Here is a 14,796-nt window from a genome sequence, read left to right as displayed (position 1 = left end):
CCGGCACCATCAGCGCCGACCATACGACAAGAATCGATCATCATGATAAAAACCGATCTTCCCGACACCATCCGCTGGGGCATCATCGGCTGCGGCGACGTCACCGAGCGCAAGAGCGGTCCGGCCTATCAGAAGACCCCCGGCTTCGCGCTACATGCCGTCATGCGCCGCGACGCCGGCAAGGCCGCCGACTATGCGCAGCGCCATGGCGTGGCGAAACACTACAGCGACGCCGACGCGCTGATCGCCGATCCCGACATCGACGCCGTCTACATCGCCACGCCGCCCGACACGCATCTGCATTACGCCCTCAAGGTGGCGGCGGCGAACAAACCCTGCTGCATCGAAAAACCGATGGCGCCGAGCTACGACGCGTGCCTGAGCATCTGCGCCGCTTTCGAAGAGCGCAACCTGCCGCTGTTCGTCGCCTACTACCGGCGCTCGCTGCCGCGCTTTGCGCAGATCAGGAGCTGGATCAACGAAGGCAAGATAGGCGCGGTGCGGCATGTCAGCTGGCAGTTCAGCCGCACGCCTTCGCTCGCCGATCTCGGTCGCGCCGATAACTGGCGCACCGATGCGACGATTGCACCGGGCGGCTACTTCGACGATCTGGCGAGTCATGGCTTGAATCTGTTCGCGCACTATTTCGGCGACATGCTGGAAGCTTCCGGCAGCAGCGCCAATCAGCAGGGACTGTACTCCGCCAAGGATGCGGTGAGCGCAAGCTGGCTGCATGCCTCCGGCGTGACCGGCAGCGGCAGCTGGAATTTCGGCAGCTTCGAGCGCATCGACCACGTCGAGATCACCGGCAGCGAAGGCAAGATCGTTTTTTCGATTTTCGGCGATATGCCGTTGACGCTGACCAATGCCGGCGGCACGCAGCAACTGGAGATTGCCCATCCGGAAAACATCCAGCTCCATCACGTGCGCAAGATGCACGACCATTTGCGCGGCACCGGCAAACATCCGTCGACCGGCCGCTCGGCGGCGCATACGAGCTGGGCGATGGACAGCATTCTGGGCAATCTCGTATAGCATCGATGCCAGACTGCCGGCAGTCTGGCGCGTTTTATTTCCTGCGCACGCGATACCACTGCAGGGCAGAGAGATCGCCTTCCGCCTCGACGCGCCCGGTATCGATGAGATGGAGCAAGCGCGAATTCCAGAACGCATTGCAATTCACCCAATGCGGATCGGCATGCCCATTCGCCTCACCCACGACTTTTGCAGCCTTACACCATTGCGCCGGGCAATACGTCAGCAAATAATCGTCATGCACATGCATCTCGCGAAAATGCAGCAGGCCTGCCTCATCACACTCTCGCAGCATCTCCGGCCGCGCGGCGATGGCGGTGAATTCCTGCGACCATTGCCGGCGCACTGAAGGCAATATCGGTACGGCATTTACAATCTGCCTCTTCAACTGCTTGGGCGACCATGCAGCTGTTGCATGAACGCCGTCCAGTGCCGGCACCGCGACCGAATACAGATGGTGACCGCTGTCGGCCAGCCAATGGCAGGCCATCCTCACAAATATGTATTCCGCTCCGCTAGCGCTATGCCAGATATATATCCTGTAAGTCTCGCCATGATCGCGCGTTGATTCGAACATGGATTGCAGCTCGCGCCAGGGAGCGAAATAGTCGGTTACCGGTTCTCCGCAGTCATCCTCGAACCCATGTTCCTCGCCGTATAACGTATTCCAGAAAGCCGCTCTCGCAATGCCATCATCGAGAGGTCCCAGACTGCAATCGCCCTTGATGCTAAATACGTGCGCACGCGGAAAAGCGACACGCATCGAGCCGGCTGCGCTGGCGGAGCCGCTTAAATGAAACTCTTTCACAAACGTCCTTTGTCGGATGTACATAAACACAAGTTTCCTGCAGCACCCGTGCTGCAGGAAGACTGTTAGAAAATGTCCGACCGCGAGCGTTCGTCGAAAAAAACAGAGAAAAGTTACTTAATGACAGCCGCTGCCGTGGCTGCCCAGATTCACCGGCTTGCTGTCGTCGCCCATGTTGGCCAATCCCTGCAAGATGCCGCAATCCTTGACCGCCTGTGCGCTGTCGCATTGCGCGCGCAATCCCTTCAATTGCGTTTGCAATTTCTTCAACTCACTGATGCGCTGCGCGACATGGCCGATGTGCTTGTCGAGCAAGGCGTTGACCTCTCCGCAGTTGTCTTCCGGCGCATCGCGAAATTGCAGCAGGCTGCGCACCTCGTCGAGCGTCATGTCGAGCGAACGGCAGTGGCGGATGAATTGCAGGCGCTCAACGTGGCTGTCGCCGTACAGGCGGTAATTGCCCTGCGAACGGGTCGGCTCCGGCAACAAAGCCTCGCGCTCGTAATAGCGGATGGTTTCCACCGGACAATCGGTGCGCGCCGCCAGTTCGCCTATCTTCAAGCTGTCCATTGCCTACTCCCTCAAAAATGAAACCCGGCTAAAAGCAGGGTTATTAAAGGCTTGACCCTGTAGCTGCTTCAGGGTTTTTAATATACAGCAAGCCCCAATATATTGCTTGTCAGGAGCACGCATGTCGAATTGCAGTCATCACGATCACGGACATAATCACAGCAATAAGCACAATCATGAGCACGCTCACGCGCATGATCATGGCGCAGCCATGTCCACCGCCGACAACACCAAACCGGCCGGCCTGAAAGACGCCGAAGAAGCCGTCTTCTTCATCCAGAAGATGGATTGCCCGACCGAGGAAAAGCTGATCCGCGAACGCCTCTCCCATATGGACGGCATCGCCGCGATGCAGTTCAACCTGATCCAGCGCGAGCTGACGGTGCAGCATCGCCTGCCCTCGGTGGAACCCATCGTGACCACGCTCGCCGCGCTCGACATGCTGCCCAAGGTCAAGAGCGATACGTTGGACGCCACTGCCGGCGCCGACGGTGACGATCACAGCGCATCCTACGCCATCCCGGCACGCAAATGGATCATGGTCGGCGTCGCCGCCGTCGCCGCGCTGGCTTCCGAAGTCGTGGCCTGGAACACCGGCAACGACCGCTCGCTGACCGTCATCGCGCTGGCGCTGTTTGCAATCGCCGTCGGCGGCGTCGACACGCTGAAAAAAGGCTGGATCGCGCTACGTCATCTGTCGCTGAACATGAACTTTCTCATGTCGCTGGCCGTCATCGGTGCGGCGATCATCGGCCAGTGGCCTGAGGCAGCGGTAGTGATCGTGCTGTTCACGCTGGCGGAAATGATCGAATCGCTGTCGCTGGATCGCGCCCGCAACGCCATCGCGGGATTGATGGCCATGTCGCCAGATGAAGCGACAGTCTTGCAGGATGGCGTCTGGACCGGCGTCCCCGCCAAACAGGTGGCGATCGATACGGAAGTGCGCGTCAAGCCCGGCGAGCGTATTCCGCTCGACGGCATCGTCACGCAAGGACAACCGTCAATCAATCAGGCGCCGATCACCGGCGAGAGCATGCCGGTCGCCAAGCAAGCCGGCGATCAGGTGTTTGCCGGCACCGTCAACGGCAACAGCGCCTTCGACTATCGCGTGACCGCCGTGCAGAGCGAATCGACGCTGTCGCGCATCGTCAAGAGCGTGCAGCAGGCGCAAGGCCAGCGCGCGCCGACGCAGCGCTTTGTCGATCAGTTCGCGCGCTACTACATCCCTGCCGTAGTGGCGGTGGCCGTGCTGGTGGCGGTGTTGCCGCCGCTGCTGTTGAGCGCGCCCTTCTATCCGTGGCTGTACAAGGCGCTGGTGCTGCTGGTGATCGCCTGCCCTTGCGCGCTGGTGATTTCCACGCCGGTGACCATCGTCAGCGGACTGGCCGCGGCGGCGCGCCACGGCATCCTGATCAAGGGCGGCGTGTATCTGGAACAAGGCCGGCTGCTCAAGGCGCTGGCGCTCGACAAGACCGGCACCATCACGCACGGCAAGCCGGTGGTCACCGACGTGCAACGCTTGTCGGACGGCGATGAAGCCAGTCTGCTGACACATGCAGCCAGCCTGGCGCTGCGTTCCGACCATCCGGTGTCGGCCGCGATTGCAGAGTACTGGAAAATACACTGGAAAACGCAGCAAGCCGGTGCGGCGGCAGAAGACGTCAGCGACTTTGCAGCCCTGACCGGACGCGGCGTGCAAGGCCGCATCGGCGACAGCGCCTTTTATCTCGGCAATCATCGCCTGGTGCATGAACTCGGCATGTGCAGCCCGGCATTGGAAGAACGTTTGCTGGCGTTGGAAAAACAAGGCAAGACCACCACCATCCTGTGCCGCGACGGCCAGGCGCAACTGCTGCTGGCGGTTGCCGACACAGTGCGCGACAGCAGCCGCGACGCCATTGCGCAACTGAAGAAACTCGGCGTCAGCGTCACCATGCTGACCGGCGACAATGCGCATACCGCACGCGCCATCGCCGATGTCGTGCAACTCGACGATGCGCGCGGCGATCAACTGCCGGACGACAAACTCGACGCCGTCGGCGACATGATCGCCAAACACGGCTACGTCGGCATGGTCGGCGACGGCATCAACGACGCCCCGGCGCTGGCGCGCGCGCAGATCGGTTTCGCCATGGGCGCGGCCGGCACCGATACCGCGCTGGAAACCGCCGACGTCGCGCTGATGGACGACGACCTGCGCAAGATTCCCGACTTCATCCGCCTGAGCAAAAAGACCCATCGCGTGCTGATGCAAAACATCACGATTGCGCTCGGCATCAAGGCGGTTTTCCTGGTGCTGGCCTTGGCCGGCGAAAGCTCGCTGTGGATGGCGGTGTTCGCCGACATGGGCGCCAGCCTGATCGTGGTCTTCAACGGCCTGCGCCTGGTGCGCTCGCTCTAACGCTGCCTACCACGCCGGTTGCGCCGAACCCAGCGGCGCAGCCGGACGGTCCCACGCCATGGCTGCACCACCTGCGCCGCCAACCGTCACCGCACCGCGCAGGCGTTGCGCCGGCCCCCAGAATGTCTGCTCGATCGCCGGCGCCAGATCGTCCTTGTTTTCAGGCGCGAGCACGGCATCGACCTGCTGCCCCGATCCCGTCGCCAGCAACTGCGCCATGCGCGCCAGCGAAGTACGCACTTCCACGCCCTTGCCGCTCTTCAGTCTTTGCGTCAGTCCGCGTATCGCCGCCGTCGCCATCAGGTAACCGGTCGCATGGTCGAGCGCCTGCACCGGCAGCGGCGTCGGCTTGTCGCGTCCGAGTTGGCGCATGCCCGCTTCGGCGATGCCGCTGCTCATCTGCACCAGGCTGTCGAAACCGCGACGCGTCTTCCACGGTCCGCTCCAGCCGTAGGCATCGAGACTGACGTCGACCAGCGCCGGATTGATGCGACGACGGTTTTCCACATCGAAGCCCATGCCGGCCAGGGCATCCGAACGGTAGCCGTGCACCAGCACGTCGGCCTGCGCCAGCAATTGCGTAAAGATTTCCTGCCCCAGCGAGCTACGCAGATCGAGCCGCGCACAGCGCTTGCCCGGCACCATATCCGGCACCACGCCGGGCTCGTCCCAACTGGCAGGATCGATGCGCAACACGTCGGCCCCGAAACCGGCCATGAAACGCGTCGCCGTCGGCCCCGCCAGCACGCGCGTCAGATCCAGCACGCGGATGCCTTGCAGGGGACGTTGTTTGCCGACACGCCAGTCGGGCTGCGGCGCCGCCGGTCCCTCTGCGATGTGCAGCAAGGGCTCGCTGCTGACCGCTGCGCCTTGCGGATGCACGCGCCACTGATCCATCGTGCGCATGGCCGCCGCGCAGCCGCCCTGGGCGACCACGGCGGTCTCCAGCTCTTGCGCTGACCACCCGGCCACTGCTGCTGCAACTGCCGCGCGATCGACCGTTGCATCCAACACCGTCAATGCCGCAGCACGATGATGCGGCGCGTTGGTATGCAGGCGGATCCAGCCGTCCGCTGCCTGATAATCGCCGGCCACCGCATCCCACAAGGCCGGCGCTTCCCAGCCCTGCGGCCGCAATGAGGTGCCGAACCAGAAAGAGGCCAGCCGGCGATCGGCTTGCACGTCGGCGGCATCGCTGCCGGCCGCCTCTATCAGTTCGGCCACGGCAAGACCGGCGGCGGCGATGGCTCCCACGGCCAGATCGGTGACGGCAAAAATCGACGGCAGGCTGCCGCTGCCGATCAGTTGCACCTGTTCAAGATGATGCGGCTCGCCCTTGGCGGCCAGCCAGATGTCGCGCAGGAAACCGCGCGCGCTTGCTTCGGAAACAGCAGACAAAGTGGACATACCGGACCTCGCATCATGAAAATAAGTGACGATGGCTGAAGCATATTCCGCTGGCTTTAATTGTCAATATTGATTAAATTAATCAACATAAACTCTTCATTTTTCTGTCGACACCATGCCTGCTTACCTGAGTTCCGCCGAAGCCGCCGCTGCGCTCGGCGTGTCGCGCCAGACCTTGTACGCCTATGTCAGCCGCGGCCTGCTGACTGCCCAGACCGACAACAAGGTGCGCGAGAGCCGTTATCTCGAAGAAGAAGTCAAACGCCTCGCGACCCAGCGCACGCGCGGCCGCAAACCGAAAGAAGTCGCCAAGGCCACGCTCAGTTGGGGCTTGCCGGTGCTGGAGTCGGGCATCACGCTGATCGAAGACGGCCGGCTCTACTATCGCGGCCATGACGCCGTCGCCCTCGCCGCGACACACAGCGTGGAAGACGTCGCCGCCCTGCTGTGGAATTGCGATGCGACGCAAGCCTTCGCGGCCCGCGATGTGCCGGTCCATGCCGCCTATGCCGGCATGCTCAGACACTTCGCCGGACGCCGCGCCGAAGAATCGCTGCTGCCCCTGTTCACCATCGCCAGCGACGACGCCGCCACCGCCGCCTGGCAAAGCTCGCCGGAGCGCATGGCCGAAGGCTGCGGCGCACTCATGCGCCTGCTCGCCGCCAGCCTGCTCGGCACGCGGCCGAGTGCGGCGCCTATCCACGAACAATGCGCCAAAGCCTGGAAGCTCGACGCGCAAGGCGCCGCGCTGGTGCGCATGGCGCTGGTGCTGTGCGCCGATCACGAGCTCAACGCCTCCAGCTTCACGGCGCGCTGTGTGGCTTCCACCGGCACCAGTCTGCGCGCTTCGGTGATTGCCGGACTGGCGGCGCTCACCGGCGGCAAACACGGTGGCACGACGGCGCGCGGCGAAGCCATGTTCGATGAGATAGGCGCACAAAACGACGGCGCACTGATTGCCGACAAGATGCAACAACGGCTGGCGCGCGGCGAAGACCTGCCGGGCTTCGGCCATCACCTGTATCCCGGCGGCGACGTGCGCGCGATCGCCTTGCTCGACGACATCCTCCCGCAGCATCCTGCATGGCAAGAGATGATCAAGGCGGCATACGCGTTGATCGGCCATCATCCCTCGGTCGACTTTGCCCTGGTCGCGGTGCGGCGCCATCTGCAACTGCCGGTCGGTGCGGCGTTCGGCCTGTTTGCACTGGGACGCGGCATGGGCTGGATCGCACAAGCGCTTGAGCAACGCGCCAGCGGCGAACTGATCCGGCCGCGTGCGGCTTATACCGGACCACGTCCGATAGTGCCCGTCACGAATCTTGCAACGAATTTCGAAACGATCCTCGTAAAATAACGAGTCCATTTTCAAGCGGTGCTACACTATTGCTCATGACTTCGCGCGTAAAAATCTTCCTGCTCTGGCTGCTGGCCTTTGCGATTCCCGTTCAGGGATTCGCTGCCGCGCTGCAGATGGGTTGCGCGACCTCGCCGCAGACGCCGGCAATCCATGAAGCAGCGGCGCCCGCCTTCTCCATGGACGAACACTCTGCCCATGGCATGCATGCGATGCACAGCATGCACGACACGAACATGAGAGCGCAGGCCGACACCGGCCCCGCCACCGATCACGCCATGCCACATCTGCACAAGGCGTCCGCCGCTTCGTGCAGCTCCTGCAGCGTCTGCACCATCGGCGCCATCCTGCCGCTGGCGCTGGACAAGCTCATCAACCTGCCCGTCGCGGCAGACATCCATGTCGCCATGGTTCAACATGGCTTCGTCGGCTATACGCCGGAAAATCCCGAACGGCCCCCTTCACTGCCCGTGTAATCGCTGAAGCTGCCTGAGCGGAGCACGTTCGCATGCGCCGCCCGCAGCTTCCTGCAACCGTTCCGGCATTGCACTTCCCGCCGGTGAACACTTCGTTTGCACGAGGCTTACATGAATGCATTTCCCCCATTGCGCAAACTCGCGCCGCCGCTGCTCGCCCTTGTGCTGAGCGGCTGTGCGAGCTTCAGCGACGACGGCGGTTTTGACGCCGTCAACCAGGCCGCACAGCAGCGGCTGAACAAACAAACCGGCTGGAGCCGCTCCGAACAGGATGTCGACGATGTCGCGCAACGCGTGCGCGCCATGCTGGCCAAGCCGCTCAGCGTCGACGACGCCGTGCAGATCGCCTTGCTCCACAATCGCGAACTGCAAGCGTCCTACAGCGAGCTCGGCATTGCCGAAGCGGATCTGGTGCAAGCCGGACGACTGCCCAATCCCGGCTTCAGTTTCGGCCGCACGCACACCGGCGACGACATCAAGATCGAGCGCAGCCTGACGTTTTCAGTGATGAACTTGCTGACCATGCCGGCGGCTTCCCGCATCGAAGCGCGCCGCTTCCGGCAGACCAAACTGAAGCTCACCGACGCCATGCTGCGCACCGCCGCGATGACGCGCAAAGCCTACTACCAAAGCATCGCTGCAACCCAGAGCGTGCGCTATCAGGAGCAGGTGCGCCAGGCCGCTGAAGTCGCACATGAACTGGCCGCACGCATGGCCAAGCAAGGCAATTTCTCGCAACTGGACGCCGCGCGCGAACAGGCCTTTTATCTGGAGACGTCTGCGCAGCTGACGCGCGCCCGCACGCAAGCCGTGCAAGAGAACGAGAGCCTCATGCGTTTGCTCGGCCTGCGCAAGCAGGACGGCGCCTTGCAGCTACCGGCTCGCCTGCCCGATTTGCCGAAAAACGCCGTCACGCTCGACAACGTCGAGCAAATCGCGATGGAGCAACGTCTCGACGTGCAATCGGCCAGGCTGGAAGTCGCCGCGCTGCAAAGCTCGCTCGGCCTGACCAAAGCCACGCGCTTCGTCAACGTGCTCGATCTCGGCTACGTGCGCAATGCGGAAAGCAGCAAGCCGGCCGAGATCGGTTACCAGGCCGGCATCGAAATCCCCTTGTTCGACTGGGGCGGCGCACGGATCGCCAAGGCCGAGGCGATCTACATGCAGGCAGTGCATCGTCTCGCCGCCAGCGCCGTGCAGGCGCAATCGGAAGTGCGCAGCGCCTATGCTGTGCAGCAGCATGCCTACCTACTGGCGCGCCAATACCAGGATGAAGTCGTGCCGCTGCGCAAGCGCATCTCCGACGAATACCTGCTGCGCTACAACGGCATGCTGGCAAGCGTGTTCGAACTGCTGGCCGACGCGCGCGAACAAGCCAATGCCGTCAACGCCGCTATTGATGCCGCGCGCGACTACTGGATCGCCGACAGCGATTTGCAACTGGCGCTGGGCGGGCCGACATCGGTGCAGAACCAGACTGAAGGAAAAATCCATGACTGATTCCACCAACACATTTAGCCGACGCGCCTTCCTGCAAGGCTCTGCACTCGCCGTGGGAGCCGTCGGCGCCACCGCCGTCACGCGCATCGGCGCCGCCTCGCTGCCGGAAGCAGCCACGCAACACAGCGCCGGCACGCAAGCGCCGCCGGTGCCGCCCAACGGCCGTCCCTTTCATCCCGTCGTCACGCTCAACGGCTGGTCGCTGCCTTGGCGCATGAACAACGGCGTCAAGGAATTCCACCTCGTCGCCGAGCCGGTGGTGCGCGAAATCGCACCGGGCATGAAAGCCAATCTGTGGGGCTATAACGGGCAGAGTCCCGGCCCGACGATTGAAGTCGTGGAAGGCGACCGGGTGCGCATCTTCGTCACCAACAAGCTGCCGGAACACACCTCGGTGCACTGGCACGGCCAACGCCTGCCCAACGGCATGGACGGCGTCGCCGGGCTGACGCAGCCGGGCATCCCGCCGGGCAAGACCTTCGTCTACGAATTCACGGCGCGGCGCGCGGGCACCTTCATGTATCACCCCCATGCCGACGAAATGGTGCAGATGGCGATGGGCATGATGGGCTTCTGGATCACGCATCCAAAAAATCCTGACTTCATGCGCGTGGATCGCGATTTCGTGTTCCTGCTCAACGCCTACGACATCGATCCCGGCGCCGCCACGCCCAAGGTCAACACCATGCTCGACTTCAACCTGTGGACCTGGAACAGCCGCGCCTTCCCCGGCATCGATCCGCTGCCGGTGCGGCAAAACGACCGCGTGCGCATCCGCGTCGGCAACCTGACGATGACCAACCATCCCATCCACCTGCACGGTCATGAATTCGTCGTCACCGGCACCGACGGCGGCTGGACGCCGCCTGCTTCACGCTGGCCCGAAGTCAGCGCCGACGTTGCGGTGGGCCAGATGCGCGCCATCGAATTCGACGCGACGGAAGAAGGCGACTGGGCGCTGCATTGCCACAAGGCGCACCACACCATGAACGCCATGGGCCACAACGTGCCGACCATGATCGGCGTCGACCAGCGCGACCTGGCGAAAAAGATCAACCGGCTCATCCCCGACTACATGGCGATGGGCGACAAAGGCGGCTCCATGGGCGAGATGGAAATGCCGCTGCCTGTCAACACGCTGCCCATGATGGGCGGCAGCGGCCCATACGGATCGCTGGAGATGGGCGGTATGTTCAGCGTGGTCAAGGTGCGCAAAAACCTGGCCCGCAACGATTACCGCGACCCCGGCTGGTACAAAGCGCCGCCCGGCTCGGTCGCCTACGAATGGCGCGGCGCCGAACAACCGGCGGCTTCCGCACCCGATAAAAAAACCGGCGCGGACGGCGACGCCGTCACCGTAATCCGGCGTAATCATCAACACTGACCAAGGAAAAACCATGAAACCTGTACAGACCAAAAATCTTTTCATTGCTGCCGTGCTGGCCGCAGCCGCATTCCATGCCGCCGCGCAAAACATGGCAAGCATGCCGCCTCACCACGCTGAACACGCCGGACATGCTGAACACGCCGACGACGTATTCGGCCAGCCCGGCGCCGCCGGCAAGGTCACGCGCACCATCAAGGTCGACATGCGCGACAACATGCGCTTCACGCCGGAGACATTGAAAGTGAAAGCCGGCGACACGATACGCTTCGTCGTCAGCAACAGCGGCAAGTTCAGACATGAACTGGTCTTCGGCACCGAAACGCAATTGAAGGCGCACTACGCCGCGATGTTGAAAAATCCGGAAATGGAACACGCCGACGACAACCAGATCAGCCTGGCGCCAGGCAAGAGCGGCGAACTGATCTGGCAGTTCACGCAGGCCGGCACCGTCAATTTCGCCTGCCTGCAACCGGGCCACTACGACGCCGGCATGAAAGGCAGCGTCACCGTGGTGGCCGCCGAGGGTCTACACAAGCACTGATACCGATTCGCCAATCAGAGAGGAAAATATGAAATACATCATCGTCAGCAGCATGTTGCTTGCAGCGCTTTCACCGGTCCTGCCCGCCGCTGCGCAAGAAATGAAAACGGATGCCATGCACCACGAAATGCCCGCCGCCGCGCAGAGCAACGCTGCCCCCAAAGTCAGCGGTGAAATCCGCAAGGTCGATACCGATGCCGGCAAGATCACCATCCGTCACGGCGAGATTCCCAACCTGGACATGCCGGGCATGACCATGGTGTTCCGGGTTGCATCGCCGGACATGCTGGGCAAGGTCAAGGCCGGCGACCAGGTGCTCTTCACCGCGGAGAAAAACAACGGCGCGCTGACCGTCACCAGCATCGAACTTGTTCCTGCGAAGTAAGACTGGCGACAGCAAACCGGGCTATCATCAGTCAACTGAACATGAGGACGGGAAGCAGGCCATCGCTCCCGTCCCGCGGAACGCGTTCGCGATCTGATCGTGAACGCGTTCTTACAACAACGACAGGAGACCCCATGAGCGCCCACATCATCGACACCACGCCCGAGGCCTACGGCTACCCGCTGCTGATCAAGCAGTTGCTCCACTCCTCGCTGGCGACTGCGCCCGATCAGGAAATCGTCTACGGCATCGCCAACCAGCGCCGCCATACTTATACCGACCTGTACGAACGCATCCAGCGCCTGGGCAACATGCTGCGCGAACTGGGCCTGCAGCCCGGCAATACGGTCGCCGTGATGGACTGGGACAGCCACCGCTATCTGGAATGCTTCTTCGCCATCCCGATGCTCGGCTACGTGCTGCAAACCGTCAACGTGCGCCTGTCGCCGGAACAGATCGCCTATACGCTGAACCACGCGCAGGCCGACGTGCTGCTGGTCAATTCGGACTTCATGCCGGTGCTCAAGCAGATCCGCGGCGAACTGACCACGCTCACGCGCTGCGTGCTGATCACCGATGACGGCACGCCTGCGCCGCGCGGCCCCGGCTTTGCCGGCGAATATGAAGACTTGCTGGCGCAGGCCTCGCCCAAGTGCGATTTCCCCGACTTCAACGAAAACGCACGCGCCACCACTTTCTACACAACCGGCACCACCGGCATGCCCAAGGGCGTCTACTTCAGCCACCGCCAACTGGTGCTGCACACGCTGGCCGTGACCGCAGGACTTGCGCTGGCGCCGCAACAGGGACGCCTGCATCGCGACGACGTCTACATGCCGCTGACGCCGATGTTCCACGTGCACGCCTGGGGCTTGCCGTATGTGGCGACCATGGCCGGACTCAAGCAGGTCTATCCCGGCCGCTATGTACCCGACACCATCCTGAAACTGATCGCCACCGAAAAAGTCACCTTCTCGCATTGCGTGCCGACCATCCTGCACATGGTGCTGAGCGCGCCCGCCGCGAAGGATATCGATCTGTCGCAATGGAAGATGATCATCGGCGGCTCCGCCATGACCAGCGCGCTGGCGCAGACGGCGCGCGAGCGCGGCATCGACGTGTTCACCGGTTACGGCATGTCGGAGACCTGCCCCATCCTGTCGCTGGCGCACGTGCCGACCGCAGAACTCGGTACGGAGCAGGACGTCGCCACACGCGTAAAGACCGGCCGCCCGCTGCCGCTGGTGGCCTTGCGCACGGTCGACGGCGAGATGAACGATTGCCCGCACGACGGCAAGAGCACCGGCGAAGTCGTGGTGCGCGCCCCGTGGCTGACGCAGGGCTACCTGCACAATCCGGACGCGTCGAAAGATCTGTGGGAAGGCGGCTGGCTGCATACGCAGGACATCGGCAACATCGACCGGCGCGGCTACCTGCAGGTGACCGACCGCATCAAGGATGTGATCAAGACCGGCGGCGAATGGGTGTCCTCGCTGGAAATCGAAGAGATCATCGCGCGCCATCCGGCCGTGGCGGAAACGGCCGTCATCGGCATCAAGGACGCCAAATGGGGCGAACGCCCGGTGGCGCTGGTGGTGCTCAAGGCCGGCCAGGCCGCGGAAGTCAGCGTCGACGACATTCGCAAGCTGGTGCTGGCGGCGGCCGAAGACGGCGTGATCTCGAAATACGGCGTGCCGGACCGCATCGAGTTTGTCAGCGAGCTTGCCCGCACCAGCGTCGGCAAACTCAACAAGCGCGTGATGCGCGAGCAATATCCCGGCTAACAATCCACCTCGATAAAAAACGCCTGCGATGGAATCCATGCAAGGATCCTGTCGCAGGCGTTTCAGTTATTGCAGCGAGTGCAGCGTGAAGACACGCTAAGCGGCTTTCAGTCGCCCGTTGAGATCACGCGATTCTTGCCTTGCTGTTTGGCCTTGTAAAGACGTTTGTCGGCCAGGCGGATCAGATCGCTCTGGGTCTGCTCGTCTTTCGGAATCATCGTCGCCACGCCGACGCTCACGGTCAGCCATTCGCCGGTGGTGGAATGGGCATGACCGATGTGCAGCGCTTCCACCATCTCGCGCAATTTTTCTCCCGCGGCGATCGCGCCGGCGTCATCCGTACTCGGCAAAATCACGGTAAATTCTTCGCCGCCGAAACGCGCGCTCAGATCGGATGAGCGCACCGCGCTCGCTTCCATGGCGCGCGCCACGCTCTTGAGCACCTGGTCGCCGGCGACGTGGCCATAGTTGTCGTTGTACAGCTTGAAGTTGTCGACGTCGATGATCAGCAGCGAAATCTCTTGCTGCACGCGCTTGGCGCGCTTCCACTCAGCGTTGAGATAGTCGTCGAAATAGCGGCGGTTGGCGATGCCGGTCAGGCCGTCGGTATTGGTCAGGCGCTGCAGTTCGAAATTGGTCTTCTGCAATTGCTGCTGGCTCTCGCGCAGTGCGCGGTAAGCGGCATCGCGTTGCAGCTGATTATTGTACGAACGCGAATGGTAGCGAATGCGCGCAATCAGCTCGATCGTGTCCGGCAGCTTCACCATGTAGTCGTTGACGCCGGTGGCGAAGGCGTCGCGCTTGACCAGCGCATCTTCCTTGCTCGACAGCACGATGATGGGGATGTCCATGGTCAGCGGATTGGAACGGTACTGCTTGACCAGCGTGAGGCCGTCGACGCCGGGCATGACCAGATCTTGCAAGATCACGGTGGGCTGGGTTTTCTCGGCGACGCGCACGGCATCTTCGGCGCGCGGGCAATAGTGGAAGTCGATGTCGGATTCGCTCAGCAAGGCGCGGCGAATGGCTTCGCCGACCATGGCCTGATCGTCCACCAGCAACACCATGATCTTGTAATCCGCCGACGGCAGCTGTATGCCCAGCTCGCTGTCGTCGTTATGGTTGAGAGTCGGAGACTCCATGTT

Annotated in this window: 13 protein-coding genes; 9 read left to right on the top strand and 4 right to left on the bottom strand. The window is 62.7% G+C overall.

All coding sequences use genetic code 11. From position 1 onward, the window contains the following. Positions 1 to 42: 42 nt before the first annotated feature. The gene (locus AKL25_RS07010; protein WP_050476911.1) at positions 43 to 1,035 is read left to right on the top strand and encodes a Gfo/Idh/MocA family protein; all 993 of its coding nucleotides are present in this window, start codon (positions 43 to 45) and stop codon (positions 1,033 to 1,035) included. Positions 1,036 to 1,069: 34 nt separating this feature from the next. Here AKL25_RS07010 and AKL25_RS07005 read toward each other — a convergent pair whose 3' ends face one another. Together AKL25_RS07005 and cadR are read right to left on the bottom strand one after the other, a co-directional pair. Further along, complete coding sequence (locus tag AKL25_RS07005; protein WP_050476910.1) at positions 1,070 to 1,867, bottom strand: DUF3658 domain-containing protein; 798 nt, start codon at positions 1,865 to 1,867, stop codon at positions 1,070 to 1,072. A 93-nt stretch (positions 1,868 to 1,960) separates the two neighbouring features. Beyond that, a complete protein-coding gene (gene cadR, locus AKL25_RS07000; RefSeq protein ID WP_050476909.1) occupies positions 1,961 to 2,413 on the bottom strand; it encodes a Cd(II)/Pb(II)-responsive transcriptional regulator in 453 nt (150 codons plus the stop codon). A gap of 121 nt (positions 2,414 to 2,534) precedes the next feature. Between cadR and AKL25_RS06995 the strand changes: the two genes are divergently transcribed. After that, positions 2,535 to 4,814 (top strand): heavy metal translocating P-type ATPase, encoded by a 2,280-nt coding sequence (locus AKL25_RS06995; RefSeq protein ID WP_050476908.1) that lies wholly within the window; start codon positions 2,535 to 2,537, stop codon positions 4,812 to 4,814. 6 nt (positions 4,815 to 4,820) lie between these two features. Here the strand turns inward: AKL25_RS06995 and AKL25_RS06990 are convergent, their stop codons facing one another. Then, positions 4,821 to 6,221: a CoA transferase gene (locus tag AKL25_RS06990; RefSeq protein ID WP_050476907.1), complete on the bottom strand. Its 1,401-nt coding sequence runs from the start codon at positions 6,219 to 6,221 to the stop codon at positions 4,821 to 4,823. Positions 6,222 to 6,336: 115 nt separating this feature from the next. Here AKL25_RS06990 and AKL25_RS06985 point away from each other — a divergent pair, with 115 nt between their 5' ends. The 7 genes from AKL25_RS06985 (at position 6,337) to AKL25_RS06955 (ending at position 13,651) form a co-directional block, all read left to right on the top strand. Then, entirely contained in the window at positions 6,337 to 7,578 is a 1,242-nt protein-coding gene (locus AKL25_RS06985; protein WP_050476906.1) for a citrate synthase, read from the top strand. A 35-nt stretch (positions 7,579 to 7,613) separates the two neighbouring features. Then, the gene (locus tag AKL25_RS06980; protein ID WP_050476905.1) at positions 7,614 to 8,054 is read left to right on the top strand and encodes a hypothetical protein; all 441 of its coding nucleotides are present in this window, start codon (positions 7,614 to 7,616) and stop codon (positions 8,052 to 8,054) included. Between the two features lie 111 nt (positions 8,055 to 8,165). Further along, positions 8,166 to 9,554, top strand: a complete 1,389-nt coding sequence (locus AKL25_RS06975) for a TolC family protein (RefSeq protein WP_050476904.1) — start codon at positions 8,166 to 8,168, stop codon at positions 9,552 to 9,554. Further along, positions 9,547 to 10,938 carry a multicopper oxidase family protein gene (locus AKL25_RS06970; RefSeq protein WP_050476903.1) on the top strand — a complete coding sequence of 464 codons (1,392 nt, stop codon included), beginning with the start codon at positions 9,547 to 9,549 and terminating at the stop codon, positions 10,936 to 10,938. Before AKL25_RS06975 ends, AKL25_RS06970 begins: the two co-directional genes overlap by 8 nt. A 13-nt stretch (positions 10,939 to 10,951) precedes the next feature. Then, positions 10,952 to 11,482 (top strand): cupredoxin domain-containing protein, encoded by a 531-nt coding sequence (locus AKL25_RS06965; RefSeq protein WP_050476902.1) that lies wholly within the window; start codon positions 10,952 to 10,954, stop codon positions 11,480 to 11,482. 115 nt (positions 11,483 to 11,597) lie between these two features. Continuing rightward, positions 11,598 to 11,867, top strand: coding sequence for a copper-binding protein (locus AKL25_RS06960; protein WP_240475673.1), 270 nt, complete (start codon positions 11,598 to 11,600; stop codon positions 11,865 to 11,867). A gap of 134 nt (positions 11,868 to 12,001) precedes the next feature. Next, on the top strand, positions 12,002 to 13,651 hold the full coding sequence (locus AKL25_RS06955) for a fatty acid--CoA ligase (protein WP_050476901.1): 1,650 nt from the start codon (positions 12,002 to 12,004) through the stop codon (positions 13,649 to 13,651). A 107-nt stretch (positions 13,652 to 13,758) separates the two neighbouring features. On the opposite strand, the gene AKL25_RS06950 is transcribed toward AKL25_RS06955, so the two are convergent. After that, a complete protein-coding gene (locus tag AKL25_RS06950; RefSeq protein ID WP_050476900.1) occupies positions 13,759 to 14,793 on the bottom strand; it encodes a diguanylate cyclase in 1,035 nt (344 codons plus the stop codon). Between the last annotated feature and the right edge of the window lie 3 nt (positions 14,794 to 14,796).

The organism is Herbaspirillum rhizosphaerae, from assembly GCF_001189965.1.
Classification (GTDB): domain Bacteria; phylum Pseudomonadota; class Gammaproteobacteria; order Burkholderiales; family Burkholderiaceae_D; genus Herbaspirillum; species Herbaspirillum rhizosphaerae.
The sequence above is the reverse complement of the archived record's forward strand: the minus strand, read 5'-3'. Positions and strand labels throughout refer to the sequence as shown.